The sequence below is a fragment of the Sanguibacteroides justesenii genome (assembly GCF_003204205.1).
Taxonomy (GTDB): Bacteria; Bacteroidota; Bacteroidia; order Bacteroidales; family Marinifilaceae; genus Gabonibacter; species Gabonibacter massiliensis.
On record NZ_QJPL01000007.1, the window covers coordinates 77,141 to 102,779 of the forward strand.

The following is a 25,639-nucleotide window of genomic DNA, read 5'->3' on the forward strand; positions in this document are numbered from 1 at the left end:
TGATTGTTTTGTTATGAAGGATTCTGCTCCTCTATTTGTCTGATGTATTTTCCTGCTTCCGGGATTCCGGCAGCTTCGGCTTTCATCAGGAATTTCAATGCTTCCTCCTTCTCTCCCCTGAAAAGATGACAGATCCCCAACGGGAAGAAACTTCGAGGATCTTCTTTGTATTGCTGTAATAGGTCGAATGCTTCCGTGTAATCTCCTCGATTCAACCGCTCGATGCCCCGGTTGATTTCCGTTAGTACCGGATCGGGAGCGGCTTTATAGAAGATGCGGATGTAACAGGCATTCCGTAATTGCGGATAATATTGGTCGAGTAACACGATATAAGCACGACCTCCGTGAAGGCTTTGGAGAGCTTGTTCTCTTTTTTCCACGGGGTTGCGGTCGATAATTCTTAGAATTTCGTTTTTGTACTTCAAAGAAGAGGAAGCGATCAAACGGCGCAATTCCTTGTAGTTTGCCCCTCGTTGGTAAATGGTAAAATTGTTTGATTCTATATGATGTTTATTCGCAATGTAATCACGCAGGGCCTTGGCTCGTTTTTGAGCCAATTGCTGATTATACAGAGAATTACCTTCCGGCGAGGCATAGCCTTCGATGCTGATGTTGTCGATCGTGCAACGATCGATCTGTTTTAATCCGGTAATAGCGGAATCGATAACGTTTAGTACTTCCCGGTTATCGTTTAGCTCCGGATCTATGCTTGATTCGTTAACTTTAAAACGGATGACGATCCTTTGTTTGTCGGGTCGTTTCTCTCCGGTCGGACTTACAAAGGTATACCGTCGCATAAGTTCTCTTTCAGGAGCTATTATCGGGGGGATATCCAAACCGTAAGGGGTAATTTCTGTTTTGAAAGAGCAGGTAATGGAATAAGTTTGTTCCTGCCGGGGATAAGTTTTAGAACAACCTTCCTCTTCCGTTTGAATCCGGAGTTGGCAGACAGCCATCCATTCTTTGTAAGGAATTCGAGCCTTGTAATGTAAAATATCCTCTTCTTTGCCAAAAAACGTATGCTTCTCTTTTTCCGCAACTTTTGCTAGAAGCCGTTTTTGCAGACTGCGTTTGCGCCATTGTCTGCCTTTGATGACCACGGAAGGAAGTTTCTTCTGTTTAGTTTTATTTACTATTGCGGGGTAGATCCGGAGACAATGGCAACTTTTTACGGTATTCCGGGTTTTGGAAATGGTGAAACTTACGTGTATATAGCCGTTTTCCACCTTGGTTTCTAATTGCTCAAGAGTCAAATGGGCCTTTTGGGCTTTTGCCGAAGAAATGATGAGTAACAGAATATAGAGGATGTATTTCTTCATAAGGATTTATTTTAGCATGTAAACAATCGATAGTCCTAATTTCGTTGGAATGATGCGGTTCCCGGAGAAGTCCCCTTGTTTTTGACTGCATCTGTTGCATTTGTAGAGGGAATAATCCGTGTGAAGGAAACCGATACCGGCGGTAGCTTCAATGTTCCATCGGTTTCCTATAACCCAGACATACCCGTACGAGAGTCCGACGGTAAATCCCCGCCCCTCGTATCTTCGGTAAGATAGTGTGTTGACGAACGGTATTCTTTTTTTACTGATATTGAATTCTACTAATCCCACGTGAAGACCGAAAAAGTGACCGTAAAATCGCTCACAGGTCCAGTAACGGAACTCCGATCGTATCAGCACATGCTTCCATTTTTCGTTATGACGGAAGGTAAACGGGTTGTATCCTCCGTCGATGTTTAGCGAGGTCTGTTTTCCTAATCCCAATTCGATGGAGAAATTGGGAGTTGCTGTTCCCCAGTATAATGCGTTTGTTTTGATGGCTATTGTTTGTCCGTGTGATACGGAAATGAGAACGAGAATGAAAAAGAGAAAAAGAGACAATTTCATATTGTAGTACTGTTTATTTTTATACACGTTTATTCATTATTTATCAGAATGTAAATATTAACTATATGTTCCGATTCTATATAAGAGGCGGAATAAATGTGATGTAGTGATTTATTATCGTGATAATAAGTATTTTATGTTTGTTATAGGATGATATTTAAGTTATTTGATAAACAAATTTGTAAACCTATTTTATTTATGGATAAACGGTGTTATTTATATTACTTATAATCAATAGTATATAATATAAAATAGAGTTGTATTAAATATGAATAGAAAAACAATTAGTTAACATAATGATAATCAATGTTATACAAAATAATAGCAAGAATGAATTATATAAAAAAAGAATTTATTTTTAATTTTATTTCTATATACAATGATTCCAGTTTTGTTTTTTATGGAATATAGTCATATATTTGCGACAATAATAGACAATTCCGCCTCTTATATAGAATCAGAATAGTCTATTGATTGCATTATAGCATGAATTGTTTTTAAAATTAGATCGGATAGAATCCGTAGAACAATTTTTTCTACCTTTTGTCGATATAAAAGACTATAACGAGGTCACCTCTTCGTTGGCTTTGTCAAGCAAGCGGTTATCCAATGAATCCAAGTAGATGACAGTTGTTCGTTCAGAATGGTGTCCCATGCCTTCGCTGATGATGTGAAGAGGAATTCCTTTACGATGAGCGATAGTAGCCCAGCTATGCCGAGCCACATAAGTAATATTTAGAAATGCAATAAAAAACAGAATGACGAGAATTAAACGTAAAACGTTTATAATTAAGCGTTTTGCAAAAATTGCATAATAGACAGACCTGCAAAAGAAAACAAAATATTGCGACGTTTCAGTTACCAGACTGTTAGCCGCCTGTTTCGGAAACAACGGCAGGTAACCAAGTTTTTACCGACAGGAACAAAGCGGATTTGTATTCACTGTTTATCAATGTTTTGCATGCCAAAGGACGCTTTTCAAAGGAGTATTTTTACAACCTAAAAAAGAGCGTATGAAAGTGGAAAAATTCAAGGTGCTGCTCTACCTGAAAAAGAGCGAGCCGGACAAGACCGGCAAGGCCCCGATCATGGGACGGATCACCCTGAACCGCACGATGGCGCAGTTCAGCTGCAAGCTTTCCTGCACTCCCGAGCTATGGAACGCGCGTGAGAGCCGGCTGAACGGCAAAAGCCGGGAAGCGGTGGAGACCAATGAAAAAATAGAGAGGCTGCTGCTTGCCGTACACTCGGCCTTCAATTCCCTCATGGAAAGGAAGAGAGATTTCGATGCCGCTGCCGTAAGGGACCTGTTCCAAGGTAACGCGGGCACGCAGATGACCCTGCTCAAACTTCTCGACCGGCACAATGAGGAGATGAAAGCGCGTGTGGGCGTGGACCGTGCGCCTACCACGCTCTCGACCTACCTCTTCACCTACCGCACGCTCGCCGAATTCATCAAAACGAGGTTCAAGGTCCCGGATCTTGCCTTCGGACAGCTCAACGAGCAGTTCATCCGTGACTACCAGGATTTCATCCTCCTGGAGAAGAAATACGCCGTGGACACGCTGCGCGGCTACCTGGCCATTCTGAAAAAGGTCTGCCGCATCGCCTACAAGGAGGGGCACTCGGAGAAATACCATTTCTGCCACTACAAGCTACCCAAGCAGAAGGAGACCGCCCCACGGGCGCTCAGCCGGGAGAATTTCGAGAAGCTGTGCGACCTGGAGATACCGGAAAAACGCAGGTCACATGTCATCACCCGGGACCTCTTCCTCTTCGCCTGCTACACCGGTACGGCCTATGCCGATGTGGTAAGCATCACCCGGAAGAACCTCTTCACGGACGACGATGGCTGTCTTTGGCTGAAATACCGGCGAAAGAAAACCGACTATCTCGGACGCGTCAAGCTGCTGCCGGAGGCCCTCGCACTGATCGAAAAGTACCGTGACGATACCCGTGCCACCCTCTTCCCGCCGCAGGACTACCATACGCTCAGGGCAAATATGAAATCCCTGCGCCTGATGGCGGGGCTCAGCCAGGACCTTGTCTACCACATGGGAAGGCATTCCTTCGCCTCCCTGGTCACGCTCGAGGAGGGGGTGCCGATCGAGACCATCAGCAAAATGCTGGGACACTCCAACATAAAGACCACCCAGATATACGCGAGCGTGACCCCGAAACGACTGTTCGAGGACATGGACAGGTTCGTCAAGGCAACCCGTGATTTGAAACTTATTCTTTAATCCCTAAACAATCATTATCATGCGCAGTACATTCAAGCTTTTATTCTACATCAACCGTAACAAGGTCAGATCGGACGGCACGACCGCCGTCCTCTGCCGGATCAGCATCGACGGGAAGAAATCGGCTGTCACGACAGGCATCTATTGCAGGCCCGGTGATTGGGACAGTACGAAGGGAGAAATCAAAACAGCCAGGGAGAACAACCGCCTTGCCGCCTTCCGCAGCCGGCTGGAAGAGGCGTACGCCAACCTGCTGAGGAACCAGGGAGTGGTCACTGCCGAACTGCTCAAGACCACCGTATCCGGTACCAATTCCGTGCCGGAATACCTCCTGCAGGCCGGAGAGGTGGAACGCGAACGTCTCAGGGTCCGCTCCAAGGAGATCAACTCCACTTCCACCTACCGCCAGTCAAAGACCACGCAGCTTAACCTCAGGCAGTTCATCGAATCCCGCGGGATGAAGGACATCGCCTTTTCGGACATCACCGAGGAGTTCGCCGAATCGTTCAAGGTCTTTCTCAAGAAGGAGCTGGGACACAGGAATGGACACGTGAACCACTGCCTGTGCTGGCTCAACCGGCTCATCTACATCGCCGTGGACCGGGAAGTACTAAGAGCCAATCCGATAGAGGACGTGGCATACGAGAGGAAAGAAGCACCTAAACTAAGGCATATCAGTCGCGGTGAACTGAAGCGGATGATGGAAACCCCGATGCCCGACCCGATGATGGAGCTGGCACGCAGGACGTTCATCTTCTCCTCGCTGACCGGTCTGGCCTACGCGGATACGAGGGCTCTCCATCCCCGTCACATCGGAACGACCTCGGAAGGAAGAAGGTATATCCGCATCCGCCGCGCCAAAACGGACGTGGAGGCGTTCATCCCGCTGCATCCCATAGCCGGACAGATATTGGAGCTTTACAACACCACGGATGACGACAGGCCGGTATTCCCGCTGCCGGTCCGCGACGTCCTCTGGTACGAGGTACATGGAATGGGCGTGGCGTTAGGTATGAAAGAGAACCTGTCCTACCACATGGCCCGGCATTCGTTCGGAACCCTGACACTGACCGCGGGTATTCCGATAGAGAGCATCGCCAGGATGATGGGCCATACGAACATCGACAGCACGCAGGTCTACGCCCAGGTCACCGACCGGAAGATATCCTCGGACATGGACCGGCTGATAGAAAGAAGAAAGCCTGCGGCTTCCTTTCCGGCCGCAGGCTAAATAAAAACTGCCGTCGGAATCGTAAATGCAATTCCGGCGGCAATCCTTAAACTTGAATACGATATTATACCAATGCAGGGTGATAATTCTCCTCCAGCAGCCTCTCGATGTCCGATTGCCTGTATAGGATCTTCCCACCGAGCTGGATATAGGGAATCCGTCCTTGATCCCTATAATCCTGCAGGCACCTGCGGCTGATCTTCAACATACCGGAAAACTCCCTGTCGGTCAGGAACCGTTCCCCGTTGAAGGGAGGACGGTTGTCACGGGCAAGACGCTCCATCTTTTTCTCCATGTTGTCCAGCAGGGCAAAGAACCTGCGGACACGTTCGTTCTCCTTGTCGATAATGCCTTCCATCTCTTCCGCTCTTTAAAGGTTTTCGTTCTTCCTTCTTTCTCTCACCTCCTTCTCCTTGCGTCTGATGCCGACGTAGACCATCAACTTCTCCACATCCCCGGGCTTGTAATAGAACTTCCGCTGGAGGCGGGTGAACGCCAGCCGTCCGGTATCGCGGAGGGTTTGCAGGGTACGTGGCGAAATGTCAAGGCGCAGGCAGACATCCTGACCGTCCAGTCACTCTCCGGATTCCTTACAGCGGTTTCTCTCATACAGTCTGTCCACACGTGCGGACAGGTTCTCGGCACGTGCCAGCATCCTCTCAAGGACACCGGCCTCGATGTAGCGTATTTCCATATTCCTAACTCGTTTAAATGTCAGTGCGAATATAAGGGAAGAAACCATGAGAGGCAAGCACGACCAGCACACTGGCAGGAATAGTCATGGATAGTCGGCTATTGTCATGCGAAAGAGGTAAAGAAAAAAAACTCCACCGTACAAAATAAGTATCAAAAAAATGAGTATAAAATCTCTGGAGTGCTCCATATAGGCTAAGAACTTTATCATTGCGATTTCAACAAGTGGTTCCAAACGAGAAATTGCTCCTGAACCTTATTTGTCCTTCGTAGTCTTTTCAATAAAAAGAGACTAGAACATTTAATTATTTGGAATTTAAATCTTGTTTTTGTAACTATGATTATAAAATCACTGGTCAATAAACACTTTTTAAGGATATAAACAAACTTCTTGTTGACATTCAGAGAAAATTTGCCGTTTTTCAAAAAGATGTGGAACAGCTGGTTTCCAAAGGCAACAATGTGGCAGGTATGAAAGCACGTAAAGCTACGTTAGAATTAAGGAGTTTGCTTAAGGAATTCCGTAAGATGTCGGTTGAAGTGGCCAAGTGATCTTTTATCGTCAAGTAGAATATATGTTGAGTTTAAAATAGCCTTCAAAAAATTGTAGTATCATCATGGAACAGAAATCAAACGTTCAATACAGGGCAGAGAAAGAATATAAGAATAGCCGTGAAAAATTCTTTCTTTTATTAAGAGAGATAATTTCCAATTCCATACATGCCGTTTTAATTCGGCAAAATAAAGAAACGAATTTTATCCCTCAGCTAGACCTAAATATTACTTTTGATGAAAATCAATGTAAAATCGAATTAAGGGATAATGGTGAAGGCTTTACAGAAAAAAATCGTCTCTATTTTGAAGAACTTGATAAAAAAAACCTGGAAAAGGAGCAGTTTAATTTCCATCCTTTGGGCCAAGGGAGATTGGCTATTGTATACTTTACCGACTCATCTGAATATGAAACGGTGTATAAGGATAAAGATGGTACATATCAAAAGCGAACCATTCCATATCCAAATACATCTGATGGACTTTTTAATTTTGATGAGTTTGTAGAAGAGATGCCAGAAATAAAAGATACCTATACCAAGCTGACAGCATACTTAAACAAACAAAACACATTAGGACGAGCAAAAACTTTTTTTTATAAATACCCAAACTCAAAAGCATTTAAACAATGGTTTATAGAAACTTTTTTTCCATTCATTGTAACCAATGAACAGCTTGTAGTAAATATTATTTTCAATGGAGAGGATGTTACTGTAAAAAAAGGAAATATTGAATCTGAAACAGAAAGAAAACCCTTTGAAATCAATCTCGCAGAGGGTAATAAATCTTTTATGCTATGGTTGATAAAAAAAGGAACACAAATGCATGGAGAGAATCCGGTAACCTGTTTTGCAAGGAACTTGAAAGCGGATTTATCCAATGGGAAATTAAGTTATTCAATTGATAATAATGACGGTTATTTATTGTATTTAACATCGGAATATTTCGATGAATATGTCGACACAAAAGGCGAAAAAATAGAAATCCCAATTGATGATATATTAAAAATAAATAAGAAAATAAGTGAGATCTTGGATATTGAATTTAGCTCTATTATAGAGAACAACCAAAAGGAGACAAAGCGTAATTTAAAGAATTTCAAAAAGAAGTACCCCTCGCTTGAGACATTTATTGAAGATAGTAATATTATCGATGATAAAAAGATAGTAAATGAGAAAGATATTGTACAATCTGCTATTGACGAGAAGAGTAGGATAGAGAAAAAGTTCTGGAATCAAATAGATAGAGAGTTCGAAAATGAAGAAGATAAACTTTTTAGTGATTCTGAAGAATGTTATAAGCTTTTAAACTCAAGTTTGCATATATATGTCAAACATCGAGAAAGTGTATTGAAACGTTTGCATATGTTAATTCAAAAATTTGATGAAGACGGAAATGATAAATCAGAATTAGAAAGCTCTGTACATGAACTCTTTATTAAAAGAGGAACAACTTTAAGTGATTCTTCAAATATCAATCATTTACATAATCTTTGGATTCTGGATGACAAGTTCACAACATTCTCAAACGATTTCAAAGTTAAAAGCACCAAGTCAGGGCAACCTTTGTCAGATGTTTACATTTGGGCTGATGACCCAGAAAAAACAAAACAAATTCTGATCCTTGAGTTAAAATCAACAACAAACGCACATAATGCAGGAAATACCAAAGAAGGAATGATAGCACAGGTTAAAAGATACGCTCACGATTTTTATAAGCATCCACATAAAACATTGAATTGGACTGTGAATACGGAGCAAGTACAATATACAGGTATCATTCTTGCTAGGAAATCCGATATAGACAAGGAGTTGACATCCAATAGTTTTAGTGGCGGATATAAACCTATCCCATTCCTTGCAAATTCATATTACTTTGAGGACAATTTTTCTAAGGATGACAATCCGAGAAATAAAATGGATATTAGGATAGAATTATATTCCTTTGAAGACATTTATGAACTTGCATCAAATAGAAACGATGTATTCTTTAAACTATTAAAGAAAGAATTTGATATTGAATAAGTTAATGAGAAAGAAGAAGGGAATAAAATATTTTTTAGGATAGGAATAAACGGAATTCATCGTTTTGAATCATTCATTACCTACTCAAAAGAAAGCAAAATACGGTGAGATGTTAAGGAGTAGGCAGACATCCTGATCGTCCAGTCATTCTCCGAGTTCATTACAGCGGTTTCCCTCATACAATCTGCCACATGTGCGGACAGGTTCTCGGAGCATGTCCGCATCATCTCAAGGACATCGGCTTCAATGTAGTATATTTCCATGCGCTCAATTTTTAATGTTCATTGGTGCGAATGTAAAGAAAGAAACGATACCTGCCAAACAAAATCAGTCCACTAGCAGGAATAGCCATGGATAGTTAGTTTTTGTCATATGGAAAAGAAAGCCGAAGCAGGGCTGGATTCACTACCCCCTTTGGCGTATGTGAAAGGAACGTTGCTATGAAAGAAAAAATTCCTCTTCACACATGGATGAAGCAACGCTGAGAATTCGACAATAAAAAGATGTGGCTTCTCTGCCCGGGTAAATGCCATGATTACAGAGTTTTTCATGTTTCTATACCATCAGGCCGATTACCTTCAAATTAAAAACTTATCCAACCTGTGGCAGACCCGGATGGGAAAGGCAATGATACCGCTGAATACGCATATAGCCATATGCCTAAATATAGAGATACGACGATAACGATAAGCCCTTCTATCGGAATAAGGATATAGCGGGATACACGGATAACCATATATGATTATCGGAACAGCGATATGGCAGGTTGTGGGTATATGACAGCGTCCATATACCTGATTTCGTTTTTTTTATTATCGGTATTTCAAATGTTCCAAAAAGCTCTTTTACAGATTACCATCCGGGATGATCACCTAAATTCACATGTACCAGACTTTCTATTTTCTTGATTACCAAACAACCAGAATACCAAAAAACAGGATACCCTGAAATCCTTTTTCCCTAATGACAATCGGAGAAAGCTACCATAACAAACATTCTTGTACCTGATGGCATAATATACCTAAACAGCCTTTTGACGGCTGATTGACCAGAACTTCAGATCCGAGCTTGTTTCCCAAAACAGCCGGTTATTTGTCGAAATCTGTCATTCTGTAACCGTCCCTGCCATCCGTTTTTTCTCTGTAGACGTTGTCTTTTTTTCTCGTGGTATTATGGTCATGTTACCGGATGGGAAGAGCCATCTCCATCACAACCATGAATTATAGTGTAGCCATATTTGTATATAGCCGTATGATACGCTATCCGGATAATGCTATTACAGAATTGCAATATAGCTGGATATTAAAATAAGGATAGCCGGAAGCGAAGGGAGCACGCACCTTTCCGGATACAGATATCTTAAAATCTCCATTTACAGAAGTGTATAAATATCAATTCACTAATGGAGAACTATAAAGAAAAACATAAGTCACACATGGCTACCTGTCATTCTCCATTTGCAGATGTGTATAAGTAGCAATCCGTTAATGGAGACGATGAAAAAACAATCAGGCGTATACGGCTACCTGTCATTCTCCATTTGCAGAAGTGTAGAAGTAGTAATTCGTTAATGGAGAATAAGGTATGTAAAGGGCAGATTTTCCGTATATTCGCCTCCTTATCCCCGAATTATGGGCGTAAGTCACATGGTTATGGAGATATATCTATCTTTTAATGGGGAGAACAGCCGGCAAATATCTGATGGAAAAGCCCCACAAAACACAGGAAAATAGCCACACAACAGTCTGATACACAATAATTATTGGATAAACGTGGTCCGCTCCTGCGGACAGCAAGTTGTGTTTTCGTTTAACCGAAAACGAACGGTTTAACGGCGAATACGCCGACAAACCATTTCAGCCTTTGCCTCCGGAGTCGGTATGTTTATAAGTGGAAAGACAACCGCATTAAAAACAGAAGCAATTTACAATATTAAAAAAATCAGAAAACTTTTTATGGAGTATATAATCTATAAAAATATTACATAACCATCAAGTACAAAATCTTATTCAATCAGTGATTGCAAGGATTGTGGAGCTTGATTTTTCCTATAATATTTCATGTCATCTACTGTTATGAATAAATACCATTGTGATAAATCTGGAAGCTGTATCTGGTATGTCAAAGATATTATTTCATAGAGAGGAGATCATAGACTGCAGAAAAGACGCCACCACAAACAAAATTGAAACAGCTTCTCAACTTATTTTATTCTTACCAATCAGGATTTGTTTCAGAAGTGAATTTTTAGACATTTCTACATTGGATATAGGATACAGATACATCTTGTCACTCCATGTAAGCTTGTCAACAAGCTGACAGGTATATTCCTCGCTTTGGCGGAAGTAATATAATAATTGTCTATATTGTAACCTCTGCCGGTCTTTCTTTCTACAGGCATGAATGCCACCACCATGTCCCATGACCTGATAGAGCTTGAGGGAGTTACCTTCTAATATGAGTACTGTAAATTTCATGCTTATATTTCATGATATCTTTATGAAATTCTGCTCTTCTCCTTATTATTAGCATAGACGTAATTCCCCAAGGGCCCTATCTTGAGAAAACCCTTGAGGAATAATTTAAATCAACCAAACAAATCCTTGTGTTTCTACCTTCTATCTCAAATCCTTACTCTTGACAAGAACGCACCCCAAACCCGACAGCCCGATAGTTGGAGGTGCTCAAAGGGATCACTTGCAACGAGCTGAAGTACAGGTAGTGACCCTTGGTCGGGCTGGACGGAACCGCCGACCAATAGAAGCCGTCGCTACTAACGTTGCTCACCATGCCATTGGAACGGTAGCGATACCCCGACGCAGGGAAGAAGATGGTTTTACTCTTTGAAGAATCAGTGTAGAAATTCCATCCCTTCAAGGAACTGCTGCTCCACGTTCCGTTGATTTCAGAAGACGTACTTGTACTGCCTCCGGTTGTTGTGAATCCAGTGAAAACATTACCGGGAGGAAGTTTGAAGCCCACAGGAGAGGGATCATAGACCGTTTTTACAACAGGATTGTCATTGGCGGTATAAACGGTGTTATCGACACTCCAGAGATTCGCATAAGCATTATCGCCAGAAACTTGATTCTGCATCACATCGGGTTTGAGAATATAGTTCATAATACAAGTAACGCCGGCAGAGAAGTTCTCTGTTGCAGGATTGCTTTGGGAAGAAGTGCCATTCTTGTCATACCAAGTTTTATTGGTATTGGCCAATCCGTTCGAAGGACGCAACGGATCTTTACGGCCCCACTGATAATAAGGATGATTGCCTCTTATTGTGATTGAAGCCGAGACTTGTCTGATGGTCACTTCCTTGCTTGCGTCTCCAGCAGTGAATCTCACCTTGCAACTACGCTCTGCATAAGTTGTGACATCATCATCACACCAGCCGAGATTGACAGGCATAATATTGTATTTTACGTTTTGGTAATTGGTTACCTCAATTACATTGTCGATGTTCTCATCGGTCACCCAGATATGCCAGGACCAAAGTACGTTGTTACTTGCATCCTTGATTGCGATGACGGCATTGCCTTGTTGGATAGAAAAGCGGTCCACTTTGAAAGAGATATTGCCGCCATTGGACCCGGCGTTGTATTTTATATCCGTAACCAGGTCCATCACATCCTGCCAAACCAGTTCGGCTTTAGCCGGTGTACATCCATTATTATTAGCGATGTATGGATCGGAGATCCCCGCCCCGGTATGATTGATGAAATTACTCAGAATATTGCTTCCGGTATTGCCTGTCTTATAGGCAGACTCGTTGGTTGAACGATTTTTAAGGGCATTCCCATATACCAGAGGGAAAGAGTAGTATCCCGGAGCGCTGACAACGTAGCAGTTGGCGGTATTTTCATCTGTTGGACCGCCATCAGTCTGGTTGGAGAGGTTATAGGGAGTATCTGCAGTCCCTTTGGCTGTCGCATTTTGCAACGCGGTCGTATGGGGGGATGTATCCGTACCGGTCTGTACGCTGACCGTTGCATCGTATGGCTGTGCAGAAGTCCCGCCGGCTCCGGATGCCGTGAAAGCGGTCAGCCACTCCGGTCGGGTGTCTGTCCAAGATACTCCGTTATCTACTGAATATTGTGCGGTCCATGGGGCAGCTTCTTGAACCCCTTTGGTGTTCTCACGGTAGCTGGTGACACTGTATGGCTGTGTACCGCCGGTATAGGTAAAGTCGGCTGGCCCCGAGACGGTAAGCGTGTAGCTCCAGTTGATGGAACTGCTGGAAATTTTATAAGTGACAGTCTTGCCAACAGGCCAGGATGTACCTTTGATGTCAGCGGTCAGCGTGTGGTCGATGCTGGAATTGTCAGTGAATACCACTTCGAGTTGTGCACCATCCGGAAGAGTCTGCGGAACCATCATGAAGGTCTGCGCTTCACTCGTGAGCGCCTCGTCAGGTGTGCCTGTTGTCACTTTATCCAATGTCTGCGAGAAGGTGGCAGGTGTATCCAAATCACTCCAGGTCTGTGTCCCCATATTGTAAGTCCCTTTGGAATAAACGTTTTTCAAACTGACGCTCTTTACGGTACCTACCTGCATGTCATCTCCGCACACGAACCTGATGGCGGTAAGGGCATGATTGAAACTAAGGGCCACGGCAGTGTTGGTGTTGCCGGCCAGTTCATCCGTCTTTGCCACGAGAAGGTCTTTTTGGTCGTTGACATCGCTCGGAATAGTGACGCTGATGGTGGGAGAACCTGCCTGTGTCCTGCCGGAAAGTACGTACTGAGTGTTGGCTGTCGGAGCATAGGCGAAGAACTTCATTTTATATGAAGAACCGGGCCAGTAATGGGTGGAGGAAAGCGTATAGCCGCCGTCGGACTTGCTGGCTGTGGCGTTGTAGAAGTAGTTGGGAGTTTTGTCTTCGCTCCAGGAACCGGTATACGAGTAAGCCGAGACACCGAAACTCTCGTACATGTTGACATCCTTTATGGGAGTGGCACGGGTAAGAACGCCCCTATCAGGCCGGCTGTCCGAAGGAGGGAGGGCGATGCTGTCGGTGTATAAGGTGTGTAGGTAAAGAGAAGTGCGACCGCCTTGTAAAGATGAGACGCTGTCCTGTGGCATGTCTGTTCCTGTCATGGTTCGTGCCGATGGACCCCAGCTGGATTGTATTACAGGGGTAAAAGAGATACTTGTGGAAGTTTTACCGCGTTCCAGCTCATCCTCACAGGAGGAAAGGTAAATACAACCGATGACAAACAATGAAAAGGATGTGCGGGATAAAACCGCCTTGCCGGAAAAAAACATAAATCGTCTCATATGCATATAACATTAAAAAATTGTGTATGAATTGTATGAACAACGAAAATTATTCTTTTGTAAAAAAACAAAATATCCAGAAAGGAAGGTGACAAGATGAAAAAGTGTACTGAATCGTTCCCTTGCTCTCCAATATAGATAAATATAGAGAGCAATACCCACCACAATCCAATCCGGACACTGAGAAAGTCAATTCTCATTGAAATGAATCACAAAAAAACTAAACTACATATTAACATTTACTGATTGATCTGTCCAGTCATCTACTGTTACAGTGAAGAAGATAGGTCCTCCCAAGACAGGATCGCCAGGATCTACACCTGGATCGGGATCTACATCTGGATCTACATCTGGATCTGGATCTCCTTGACCAGTTCCTCCTCCTGATCCACAGAAATTCAATGTATAGATATATTTCTTACCTGGTTCCCAATTCGTATCAATACCTATTGCAGAAAATGCATACTTCCCGTCCTTGTTGTCTGTAGCTGTCGGCTGAGGATACAGCAATGTTTCATTAGAGCCGTCCAAACTGTAAATACGGCAAAGTACAGATAGGTATGCTCCAGTTTTATCGGTGTGGCTACTGCCAACCCACTTTGTCAACTGTTGTGGTACAAGCATGAAATTATCATCCCCGAACATGATGGACCTAACAGTATCTGCCAATGTTACAGGGGTAGTCCCCTTAATATAGTAATCATTTGTACTACCTCCATTTTGTCCTGACCAGTTAGCCCATTGAGATTGACCTAAAACATAGGCTGCCGCAGTTTCTGTCTCTGGAAATGTGAAGTCCGCAGTTGTCGCCGCATTCACCATACGAACACCTAAAACCTCGATTTTGATCTTTTCATTGGAACATTTAGCCATTACTTGGATTTGTGAAAGGGCATGCTTGAAATTCAAGGGAACTCCCGGTCCTTCATTGACAGCCTTCGTGCCCGTATTGTAAGCAATGACAAGGTCTTTTTGCGCTGCGACATTCTGCTCAGGGGAAAAACCGATTATACTCTTTCCGCTATTGTTTATGCCTACTGTGCCACCTGGCGTTTGAGGCGCATACGCGAAAAAAGAGAGTCCATAACTTGGCCAATAATAAATGGACGCAGTTGCCCAAGTAAGCCCATTATCAGAAGAGGTGACTCCCAAATTCGTGAAATAATTGCTGCCATTACCAATAGCTGTTACATTGAATGCCCCGAGATTGCTCAAGGTTGTTACTGCTTTAGTACGAGCCTTATCCAAAGACGCGCGGAAAGAAATACCTCCTCCTTTGTTCACGTCAACAACATCGTCGTTGGTACACGAGGCTAAGGCTACAGCAGCCATAGCCGAAAATAAAAAATACTTTTTCATAAAAAATTAAAAAGGTTTAATGAATAAAATTTCGAAGATTCTATATCAATAAATACACATTTTACATCACATTATAACATCCACGTCTATATTCTGCCATTCATCGACCGAAGGGTGGAATCCTCCACCATTTACGATCGGCTTCGGCAGGGAGAGACCATCCAATAAGATGTAGACATCCCGCGGATCGGCCGCTTCGTCAACCTGTTTGCTGACGTCAAAGGTGTAATAATTCTTACTGCCGTCAGGCATGATCACATAAATAACTAACTTATGCGCAGGTTCTCCCATCCCCACTTGTCCGAAAACCAAAAATTCTGCCGTTAGCGTGGAGACCCCGTCAGAAACCACATCGAACGGAACGGTCACCAGATCTGACGCAAGTTCGTTCCGACCGACCAGCAGTCCTCCCGACAGTCCCGATAAGGCCCCGGAAAAACCCTCCGAAGAGATATACTTCAGATTTGACACGTTCCTGATCTCAACCCGGTAACGACATACCGAAAGCTCCGGATAAAGGGTTACCGTCTGATCTTCCTTGGATATTTCAATGGCCAGATCGTCCAGGCGATCGCTGTATAGCCGGTCCGGAGACCTGGCAATGCGTTCGTCCGAGGTGCCTTCTGGCCGAGGGGGAACGGAGGACGAAGATCCTACAGTCAGAACGCCATCTGGGACATAAACCTCAAAACTGTCAAAAAGGTCTATGTTGCGGTAAAGCACCGACTCCGTGTCCGAATTGACACACAAGGCTCTGTAACGGCCTGCCGGTACGTTAATATATCCACCCCGGTAATCCGTGAATTCGTAGGGAAGTGCTTTGCCTCCATCCAAAGGGAACAGGTACAGACGCATGGTCTCCGGTTTGGCATCGGGCGCGTGCTGCCAGTCGAAAACCACGTGCAGCCCGGCTGTATGGGAATGGTCATCACACAGTTCCTTATGCTCGCATGAACTGAACACCAGAACCGCTAAAATGATGAACGCTTGCAGAATATAAGTCATCTTGTTCATTGTTTGCCTCCTTTCTTCTCATTGTAATTGCCTCGTCCCAATAGCCACACCAACGAGATCTCCGCTTTGGTCGGACCGACCCAGTGGCGTATCCTCGTTCTTTCCCACACATAGCAGGCATCAACCGGAACATACTCGTAACATGTTCCGCCTAAATAACCCAAACCAAGTGAAAAATCCAGGTTCAGCCTTCGAGCCACAGGCAAGGAATAGCCATATTCAAAACCGACACCGTAATGAGCCTTATCCCACAACGTTCCGCCTGGGCGCCCACCCATATAACCACGTCCCCCGAATTCGAAATCATAGGTTAACAACTGACCGTAAACACCGATATGATGACCAGTCAGCGGCTTATCTGCTGCACGTTGACCGAAATATTTGCGCAGGTTGACTTCCCCTCCATACAGCCGCCAGTAACGGTGACGCTTGTCATTTTTCCACCAGCCATACATCCAGTTACCGCCCAAAGTCCACCCCTTGCCAAGAGCAAACTCCACGCCGATGTTCGGTACAAGCAGGGCGTCATAAACAAGGTTTGTCTTAAGCGCCATGTAGAACGGTTTGGAAGGTCCGGCAACAGGGACGGGGAGTTGGACCGTATCACGAAAAACAATCACCCTCTCAACCGTATCACGAACAATTACCGTATCAGCCGGTTGGCCTTCCGTTGCTCCCACCGGGGGGGCTAGCTCTTTTTCCATCCCAACAGGAGCAAATTCGCATTCGACCACCGAAGTGTTGCGGAGCTCGGGGAAAAAATGTGCATGCATGTATCGCCATGCCTGTCCGCCCCTTAAATTCATCAACTGCCGTTTGCGGGAATCCACGACAACACCGTTACGGGTCACCCATACAGGAGTATTGCGAAGGATACGCAACACTTCCTCCCGACAGGGCATATCCGATTCCTCGACAAGAGAGGTTAAGCCCTCCCAATCCTCCCCCAAAGAGACGGTTGTAAATACCGAATCCGGCAAGAAAAGACGCTCCTGAAGAATGGAACGGAAAGAGGCGAGCCGTTTATCTGACAGACGTCGGTTAAAGGTCAAGCCCCCTTCGGGAGAGGCACCGGAATGCAGACTCAAACGGCACAGCACGGCTGTTGCTTGCCGGGCATGAATCCCTGCCACAAAGGCATCCAGGCGCGAACCGTTCTCCCCATAGGAAAGATCCACAACGGAACTGCCCACAGGAAAGCAGATACGGCAACGCAACGTATCACTTCCGTAAACTGCCGCATCCATCTTCCAGATAGAGCAGGACAAAAAACAGAAAAATAAAAAAAATCTCATATTTATTTTAATTATTTATTATAATCAAAGAGAAGCTGATAAGACAGGAAAAAAGAGATAAAAAGTTTAATTTGTAAAATGTTTTCATGGAATACTACGGCTTAATAATTATTTATGATTTGTGTCAAAAATTACAGCGCAAAGAAAAATAATTAAAGTCAGACATATATTGTCATTTCGGCTCTATTATTTACCATTTACACTCAAGATTACTCCTTTTTATCTATATATCCAAAGCAAACTAAACTGATTCCAATTGACAACGAAAGATATCGGCTGGGGATTGTTCTTTGGCGTCTGTTAGATCACTGTTTCGTTTCCTGTTGTTTTAATATTTGTTTGACTGAATGCATGCAGCAATTGCAAGACAACGCTATGAAATACTGTTATTGGTTGATGCGGGGAAAAGTAGAGGAAGAAACCTAAGATAAACTGGAAACCAAATTCAACCGACAGAGGGATAACGGCTTTATCCGGAACCGGACCGATTCTATGATCGATTTTGAGTACTGTAGCAGGAAATAGGGGGAGTGTTGGAACGTGCAAGGCTGACCAATGAACAGGCGAGCGGTTGAAAAAGGAAGTCGGTAGGTGCGCCAAGCCATGGACAGGAAAAGCTGAAGTAATGAACCATATTCCCCGTTTCGGCTGATTTAGTTAGGCGACAACACTATTCGTCCACGTCTTTTGAGATACTTTATGGCTAATCTACATCTCAAAACGCACAAGTATTGAGGAGCTCTCCTTAATAATACGAAAATTGCCCAACGATGCCGCATCGGAGGATGAGACATTGACATTGCTTTGTGCAAAAGGGAAAATGATACTGCGCTTTTCTTTCACAATGCATCTCACATGTCCTAATTTATTGACCAATGCCTCTATTAGCTAAAGCGCTTTCAGGTACGCCGCCTTTAATGCTTCGATCTTCCCTTTTGGGTGGTACATCGACATAGCTTTGTTTTTATCACCTATGCACATGATGTTGATCCCTTTCGTGTCTATCAGCTTGAGTACTTCATCTATCTGATTGAAATCTGTCAGTGTAATGTCAAACTCTTAGCCACTAAAAAGTCTTGCTTCAGTCACCGCCAAAAGTCACCGCATTCTTGTGTCTGGATGGTATCCTTCGGGATCCCCTTCGTTTAGCGTTTGTATCAAACCTTGTTCAATTCGGCTCAATGCTACTTTGGTACAATATTTTTCCGATTTAGATTTCCCGCCAAACTCTCTTCCGGAATATTCTCGAATCTCAATGAGATAATGGATTTTGTTCGGTACGATTTCCACTTCGGATGTTTTCAGCTACTTAAATCTAATGTTCATTTGATTCCTGAACCTGCGCAGTAAACCCCATAAACAAGACGATTGCCTATAAAGATAATTGTATTTTCATAATAGAATCGGATTTAGTTTCATACGAACCCGATGAAAATACAAGCCTCTGACAATTTGATGAATAATGAAACTTTTTGTGACTATAAAAGATAAAAGACAGAACATCTAAACAAAATCTTACTCTGACTATCAAGCATAAAGTCAAAAATTTATTTTGTGCATCAGAGAAACTACGATTCAGACCTAACTAAAAAACTTTTTCATAAGTAGCATTACATAACATATAAAAAACAGACATATAAAGCAGAAAAAGTACGGATAACACAGTCGGAAATCTCATTGAACAATCCGAATCGATTCATCATATAAACAGGATCTGAAAACTCTCCTAAAATCAGTTCTCTGTACGTCTATTTATTTGTTCTCTCCATTCTTTAGGAGGACATCCCAGATATCTTTTACAATATCTGGAAAAATGAGCCAAAGAAGCAAAGTCGAATTCATCGGCAATGCTCCCTAACGACAAATCTGTAACCGAGAGTCTATATTTAATTTCTCCTAACAATTGCATCTTCATCCATTTGCTCGGTGTTTCCCCGAATTCCGCAATGAATTGCCTTTTAAAAGCAGGAAGAGAGAGCCCACACAACGATGCTAGTTCCTTTACGGTACTGCATTCTTTGTAATTGTTCAGAACCTTATTTCTTAAATCCTGGGATCGACCGATAATTGTGTAGAAAAAGTTTGCCTGTTCCTCCCTAGAATAATAAAAACGAATGTTCCAAAACAGTTCTTTGAGCTTAGTCTCATGAAAGTGTATACAGTTTGCTCCATCTTCCAGATAACAAACCAAAAGTTCAAGAAATTTTCGTAACTCGTCCTTTATTACAAGAGATTCCATGTGATATTTGATAATTTTTTTTAAATGGAACAGATCTGAAAAAGAAGCTTTTTGGCAGGGCGATATACCTCCTTCAAATAGGGCGACAACAACTTCACTTTCTTCCGACGAATACATGTTGAAGAGGCTATCACGGCTCCAAAAGAACATTTTCCCCTCTGAAACTGTGAACTCAAATTCGTTATACAAGAACTGCAGATTTCCTTTCAGAACAAACAAAATACAATCTTTTATCAGTCGCTCTTCATAGTTTATTCCTTTATCAAATTTATAGTAGCGAAATCCTTCCTCTATAAAATTTGAATAATTATAACAGGACGTATGTTCATTCAAATAAAAAAGAGACATAGCATATTTTTATTTATAAAATATTATTATTTATATCTTATTGTATAATTAATATCTATTTCTATTCCGCATTAAATCATAGAATAAAACGTATGCCAAAACGTTACGCAAAGATTAATAGAGTGTAATACATTTGTAATCAGATAATTATTATCTAACAACAACAGAGTTGCATGTGGAATAGAACAACACATATGTGGAATAATTCCACATATAAAAAGGAATATTTCCTACAGAGACATTATACTTTTTTAAATATACAATTTGTATTTTCCCGGATTATACGCCCTTAGTCAAAAGACTATGAACTCTCCAAAAGAGAGTTTCAGTTCATTATGTACTCTTGCTTCAGACGAAAGCGTATAGTTGCTACCGGGGACTTGCTGGCAATAGCATTGTAGAAATAGCTCAGGGCTGGTTCTCGCTCCACCTACTTGTGTAAGCATAAGCCAGTACCCTAAAATAATCGTGTATATTGTTTGTCGTTACAGACGTGACACGAGTCTTCCGACCCGTTGCCTCCTCCTCTCTGACTATTGAAGGAACGGTAATACTGCGGTATATAAGGTGTAAAGATAAAAAGAGAGGATAACCACCTTGTAAAGAAGCGACACTATCCTGTGGTACCTCTGTGCTGGCCATGGAACGGATCAATAGATCCCAGTAAGCACGTATTTCAGGAGTAAAAAATATGTTTGCGGAAATACGCCCCCGATCCAAATCATCCTCACAAGAAGAAAAGTAAATATTACTGATGACGAGCAGTGAAAAACAGGCACGAGACAAAACTTTTCCACCAGCTATCCCTAAACGAAATGTTCTCATAATATTAATAAAATAGCAAATTATTTTGCAAATAAAAGCAATTTGTAATGAAATCCAATTATCATTTTAGATCTATCATTTACCATTTATTTCCTTTTTTCCTTTTATAAAATAGAAGTAAAAAAACAGTGAAATATAGAATAAAAAATAGCCTTTTTAAGCCCCATAAGTGAAAATTTACTCCTAATATATCAAAAAGTTGTAGGTGAATGAAATCTCTCATTCGCCATCTAACTTCTTTGGCTAATTCATAAAAGAGAGAGGCTAACTAGGGAAAAGAAAACTTTTTCTGTGTACTTGAGTGAAATTGGCCTCCTGATGGTTAATTTTAAACCAATTGAAACCGGAAAAGCTTGTCTTTGTTATACGTAAAACGTATATTTGCATTGAAAATATCGTTCTTTGAATGATGCAAAAGAGAACTAAATATAGCATTCGCTCGTTTCTAAAACGTTACCTATCATCCGTAGAACAAGTAATAACTATCTATATTTCAACTAGATAGAAAATATGTTATGTTTTGCCGCATAAGAGGTTAGGGGTACGGGAAGATTTAATAATTCGGATATTTTTTTTAGTCGTTTGTTATGCAGGCGTTGGGCACTTTCGTATTGAAGTTGGAATGTACCATTTTTTCCCCGGATAATAGGTAAGAGGTAGGGGGATCCGGAGGTAAGGGATTGATACTTTTGGAGGATCTCTTTTAGATCAGGAGTAATTCGGATACGTAGGTATTGTTTGGTTTTCTGTCTCGTGTATTCGAGGTAATTGCCGATAACGGAAGTTTTTAAAAGATGAGCCATATCGATAAAGGCCATACCTCGCGTATAGAAACTGAACAGGAAAAGATCCTTTGACAGGTTCAATCCGTCGTTTTCTTCTAAGTTTAGTTTTTTCAAGTTGGCGATGACATTAGAGGAAACAGCTCTTTTCCTCGTTTTTTGTATGCCGGTATAAACAAGTCGGAATGGGTTTTCATCACGTTCGATAAAACCCTCTTCCAATGCTTTATTGTATAAGGAACGTAGAATCCTCATGTAAAATGATATGGAGTTTAGCTTTATTTCTTTAGTCTTAAGATATTCTTCGAAATCTTTTAATAAACCGGAATTGAGTTCCTCGAATTGTAATTTGCTTCTTTGGCAGAAAGAATAAAATACTCTAGAGGTTGTTCGGTAGTTGCGGGCCGTATGGAACCTTCCTCTCTTTTGCAGCTCTTCGATTTTTTTTTGTATGAACGGGAATAGGCCTTCGTTGTGTCGATTATTGTACAGGCGCAGGATATCTTCCATAGAGTAACTCTTTTGTTCACACAATTGCCGGATGATAGAGAAAAGAGTTTTTTTTTCTTTTATAACCTGCTTGTCGATCTCTTTCAAATAGTGGTATCGGTGAGGAACTGCTTGGAAAAAGATAACCTCCTCGTGCAAATTATTCCATTCGTAGGGGTATAGTTTATAAGGAAGTGTAATGGTTTTAACCTCTCTTTTGTGTATAAGTTGAATATATAGGGTAGCCGGCTTCCCGGATATTGTCGATAATCGGAGTTTAAACTTAATAGATGTCATATTACTATACCGTTGATAATCTTTGTTACGACGTTTATTGTTTTATGATTGGATTTGCCAGTTAATTAAAGTAAATATAATCAATTAGCCATAATAAAAAAAGAGCTTGGAATTTCCAAGCTCTTTTCGAGGATATAATTTAAAATTATTTCTCGGCATGCATGATAGCGGCTTGTGCGGCAGCTAAGCGTGCGATGGGAACGCGGAAGGGGGAACAAGAAACATAGTTCATACCTACTTTGTCACAGAAAATGACGGAAGATGGCTCTCCACCGTGTTCGCCGCAGATACCGACTTTTAATTTTTCATTGGTAGAGCGACCTAAGCGGGTACCCATTTCAACCAGACGTCCCACGCCGTTTTGATCTAAGATCTGGAACGGATCGTTTTTCAGAATTCCTTTATTGATATAGATGGGCAAGAATTTACCGGCATCGTCCCGGGAGAATCCGAATGTCATCTGGGTTAAGTCGTTGGTACCGAACGAGAAGAAGTCAGCTTCTTGAGCGATCAAATCTGCCGTAATGGCTGCACGCGGAATTTCGATCATCGTACCGATCAGGTATTCTACTTTTACGCCTTTCTCGATGAATACCAAATCTGCTACTTTGCGGATGATATCAGCCTGTAATTTCAATTCCTTCACGTCACCCACAAGCGGAACCATGATTTCCGGACGGGGATCCAATCCTTTTAATTTCAAGTTACATGCGGCTTCGATGATGGCGCGGGCCTGCATTTCGGTAATTTCGGGATAGGTATTCCCTAAACGGCACCCGCGGTGACCTAACATCGGGTTGAATTCGTGCAAAGCATCTACTTTTTGTTTTACCTCTTCGGCTGTAATACCCATTTCTTTGGCCATTTCGATCTGGGCTTCCAGCTCGTTCGGGGTAAACTCATGTAAGGGAGGATCCAACAGACGAACGGTTACTCCTAATCCGTCCATAGCCTCGAATATACCTTCGAAATCTCCTCTTTGCATCGGAAGCAGTTTCTCTAAGGCGGCACGGCGGCCGTTTTCGTCATCGGCCAGGATCATTTCGCGAACGGCTTTGATACGGTCTCCTTCGAAGAACATGTGCTCCGTACGGCACAGACCGATTCCTTTCGCTCCGAATGTGCGGGCTACTTTGGCGTCATGCGGCGTATCGGCATTGGTACGTACGTGCATGCGGGTGTACTTTTCAGCGATCTTCATGATCGTGCGGAAGTCTTCCGACAATTCGGCTTCAACGGTCTCTACCCGTCCGAGGTAAACTTCTCCGGTAGACCCGTTTAGTGAAATCCAGTCTCCTTCGTAAATGATCGTATCTTTTATGGAGAAACAGCGTTTTTCATAATCCACCACGATGGCTCCCGCCCCTGAAACACAACATTTACCCATTCCGCGGGCCACTACGGCCGCATGGGAGGTCATCCCTCCGCGAGCTGTCAGAATGCCCTCGGAAACGTTCATGCCCCGCAAATCTTCGGGAGAGGTCTCCAGACGAACCAAGATGACCTGTTCTCCTCTGGCTTTCCAGATTTCAGCCTCGTCGGCAAAGAATACGACCCGTCCGCAAGCTGCTCCCGGAGAGGCCGGAAGACCTTTGGTCAAAACTTTCGCTTTGGCTTTGGCTCCTTTATCGAATACAGGGTGGAGTAATTCATCTAATTTATTCGGTTCCATGCGGAGAAGGGCCGTTTTTTCATCGATCAGTCCTTCGTTCAACATGTCGACAGCCATTTTTACCATAGCCGTTCCCGTGCGTTTTCCGTTGCGGGTTTGGAGCATCCATAATTTGCCGTCCTGGATAGTAAATTCCAAATCTTGCATATCGTGGAAATAATCCTCCAACTTTTGTTGAGTGGCATTGAGGTCGGCGAAGGCTTGAGGCATCGTCTCCTCCAAGGAAGGATAAAAGCTGGCCCGAACCTCTTCGGTTATATTTTGTTGTTTGGCCCAACGGCGCGAACCTTCAATGGTAATCTCTTGAGGGGTACGGATTCCCGCTACCACATCTTCCCCTTGAGCGTTGATCAGGTATTCTCCGTTAAAGATATTCTCTCCGGTAGAAGCATCACGCGTGAAAGCTACTCCCGTGGCGGAACTATTACCCATGTTTCCGTATACCATGGCTTGAACGTTTACGGCGGTTCCCCACTCTTCAGGGATTTGGTTTAGTTGACGATACAGGATGGCACGTTCGGTCATCCACGAATCGAACACGGCGCAGATGGCTCCCCATAGTTGTTCCCAAGGACAAGTCGGAAAATCTTTACCGGTTTTATTTTTAACGACTTCTTTGAATTTCTTTACCAGAATTTGTAAGTCTTCTGTGGTGAAATCGGTATCGCTTGCGATATTTTTTTCTAATTTTAATTTATCGATTTCGGCTTCGAAAGGATCGTGCTCACCTTTGGCTGCTGCAACTCCCATGACTACGCCACCGTACATTTGTACAAAACGACGGTAAGAATCCCATGCGAAACGGGCGTTACCCGATTTCTCCGCAACGATTTTAACGGCATCGTCGTTCATTCCTAAATTAAGAACCGTATCCATCATTCCCGGCATGGAGACCCGGGCTCCGGAACGTACGGAAACCAAAAGAGGGAAGGCTTCACCCTTTGAACCGAACTTGGCATTCATTAACTTTTCAGTTGCGGCAATACCTGCTTTTACATCGGATTCTATTAATTTTACAACCGCATCACGTCCTTCTTGATTATAGAGCGTACAGACCTCTGTTGTAATAGTGAAACCCGCTGGTACAGGAACTCCGATAAGATTCATTTCGGCAAGATTGGCGCCCTTACCTCCGAGCAGATTTCTCATATCTGCCCGTCCTTCTGCTTTTCCGTCGCCAAAAGTGTAAACATACTTCGTACTCATATTCTGTTAGATTTTTCATTTATCTCCTGCCTGTCAGGAGACGGTTATTTATATAGATCATTCTTGTATTCCAAATATTAACCCCGGAAAGCGTATGGTTCAACGGCAACCGGATTAGGGGTGCAAATATAGTTTTTTTTATTCAATCTCTAAAGTAGCTTTTTGTATTAAAGTCAAGCGAACGTTCGGGGATTGAAAAATATT

Annotated in this window: 17 protein-coding genes; 4 read left to right on the plus strand and 13 right to left on the minus strand. The window is 42.9% G+C overall.

Annotation, left to right across the window (positions count from 1 at the left end; translation table 11 throughout):
• Positions 1 to 11: 11 nt before the first annotated feature.
• From DMB45_RS11890 to DMB45_RS15050, 3 genes are all read right to left on the minus strand, one after another.
• Entirely contained in the window at positions 12 to 1,319 is a 1,308-nt protein-coding gene (locus DMB45_RS11890) for an OmpA family protein (protein ID WP_041504279.1), read from the minus strand.
• Between the two features lie 6 nt (positions 1,320 to 1,325).
• The gene (locus DMB45_RS11895) at positions 1,326 to 1,886 is read right to left on the minus strand and encodes a DUF3575 domain-containing protein (protein WP_041504280.1); all 561 of its coding nucleotides are present in this window, start codon (positions 1,884 to 1,886) and stop codon (positions 1,326 to 1,328) included.
• Positions 1,887 to 2,445: 559 nt separating this feature from the next.
• The gene (locus tag DMB45_RS15050; RefSeq protein ID WP_317046871.1) at positions 2,446 to 2,610 is read right to left on the minus strand and encodes a tyrosine-type recombinase/integrase; all 165 of its coding nucleotides are present in this window, start codon (positions 2,608 to 2,610) and stop codon (positions 2,446 to 2,448) included.
• Positions 2,611 to 2,899: 289 nt separating this feature from the next.
• Here DMB45_RS15050 and DMB45_RS11905 point away from each other — a divergent pair, with 289 nt between their 5' ends.
• Together DMB45_RS11905 and DMB45_RS11910 are read left to right on the plus strand one after the other, a co-directional pair.
• Positions 2,900 to 4,129 carry a site-specific integrase gene (locus tag DMB45_RS11905; protein ID WP_110688799.1) on the plus strand — a complete coding sequence of 410 codons (1,230 nt, stop codon included), beginning with the start codon at positions 2,900 to 2,902 and terminating at the stop codon, positions 4,127 to 4,129.
• A 19-nt stretch (positions 4,130 to 4,148) separates the two neighbouring features.
• Entirely contained in the window at positions 4,149 to 5,360 is a 1,212-nt protein-coding gene (locus tag DMB45_RS11910; protein ID WP_110688800.1) for a site-specific integrase, read from the plus strand.
• Positions 5,361 to 5,424: 64 nt separating this feature from the next.
• On the opposite strand, the gene DMB45_RS11915 is transcribed toward DMB45_RS11910, so the two are convergent.
• Both DMB45_RS11915 and DMB45_RS11920 read right to left on the minus strand, forming a co-directional pair.
• Entirely contained in the window at positions 5,425 to 5,718 is a 294-nt protein-coding gene (locus DMB45_RS11915) for a helix-turn-helix domain-containing protein (RefSeq protein WP_095231404.1), read from the minus strand.
• 12 nt (positions 5,719 to 5,730) lie between these two features.
• Entirely contained in the window at positions 5,731 to 5,934 is a 204-nt protein-coding gene (locus tag DMB45_RS11920) for a helix-turn-helix domain-containing protein (protein WP_095231405.1), read from the minus strand.
• Between the two features lie 497 nt (positions 5,935 to 6,431).
• Here DMB45_RS11920 and DMB45_RS15055 point away from each other — a divergent pair, with 497 nt between their 5' ends.
• Both DMB45_RS15055 and DMB45_RS11925 read left to right on the plus strand, forming a co-directional pair.
• A complete protein-coding gene (locus DMB45_RS15055) occupies positions 6,432 to 6,605 on the plus strand; it encodes a histone H1 (RefSeq protein ID WP_215710725.1) in 174 nt (57 codons plus the stop codon).
• Positions 6,606 to 6,670: 65 nt separating this feature from the next.
• On the plus strand, positions 6,671 to 8,629 hold the full coding sequence (locus DMB45_RS11925; protein WP_095231406.1) for an ATP-binding protein: 1,959 nt from the start codon (positions 6,671 to 6,673) through the stop codon (positions 8,627 to 8,629).
• A 2,631-nt stretch (positions 8,630 to 11,260) separates the two neighbouring features.
• Here DMB45_RS11925 and DMB45_RS11940 read toward each other — a convergent pair.
• From DMB45_RS11940 to ppdK, 8 genes are all read right to left on the minus strand, one after another.
• Positions 11,261 to 13,915: a fimbrillin family protein gene (locus tag DMB45_RS11940; protein ID WP_110688801.1), complete on the minus strand. Its 2,655-nt coding sequence runs from the start codon at positions 13,913 to 13,915 to the stop codon at positions 11,261 to 11,263.
• 219 nt (positions 13,916 to 14,134) lie between these two features.
• Complete coding sequence (locus DMB45_RS11945) at positions 14,135 to 15,268, minus strand: fimbrillin family protein (RefSeq protein WP_095231409.1); 1,134 nt, start codon at positions 15,266 to 15,268, stop codon at positions 14,135 to 14,137.
• Positions 15,269 to 15,334: 66 nt separating this feature from the next.
• Positions 15,335 to 16,282 (minus strand): DUF5119 domain-containing protein, encoded by a 948-nt coding sequence (locus tag DMB45_RS11950; RefSeq protein ID WP_074908878.1) that lies wholly within the window; start codon positions 16,280 to 16,282, stop codon positions 15,335 to 15,337.
• Positions 16,279 to 17,577: a DUF3575 domain-containing protein gene (locus tag DMB45_RS11955; RefSeq protein ID WP_394341864.1), complete on the minus strand. Its 1,299-nt coding sequence runs from the start codon at positions 17,575 to 17,577 to the stop codon at positions 16,279 to 16,281. The genes DMB45_RS11950 and DMB45_RS11955 overlap by 4 nt, the downstream gene beginning before the upstream one ends.
• A 1,732-nt stretch (positions 17,578 to 19,309) precedes the next feature.
• On the minus strand, positions 19,310 to 20,164 hold the full coding sequence (locus DMB45_RS11965) for a helix-turn-helix domain-containing protein (RefSeq protein WP_046452333.1): 855 nt from the start codon (positions 20,162 to 20,164) through the stop codon (positions 19,310 to 19,312).
• 408 nt (positions 20,165 to 20,572) lie between these two features.
• Positions 20,573 to 20,989, minus strand: a complete 417-nt coding sequence (locus tag DMB45_RS11970; RefSeq protein WP_074908884.1) for a hypothetical protein — start codon at positions 20,987 to 20,989, stop codon at positions 20,573 to 20,575.
• Between the two features lie 497 nt (positions 20,990 to 21,486).
• On the minus strand, positions 21,487 to 22,557 hold the full coding sequence (locus DMB45_RS11975; RefSeq protein ID WP_110688802.1) for a tyrosine-type recombinase/integrase: 1,071 nt from the start codon (positions 22,555 to 22,557) through the stop codon (positions 21,487 to 21,489).
• 145 nt (positions 22,558 to 22,702) lie between these two features.
• A complete protein-coding gene (ppdK, locus tag DMB45_RS11980; protein WP_041504282.1) occupies positions 22,703 to 25,435 on the minus strand; it encodes a pyruvate, phosphate dikinase in 2,733 nt (910 codons plus the stop codon).
• Between the last annotated feature and the right edge of the window lie 204 nt (positions 25,436 to 25,639).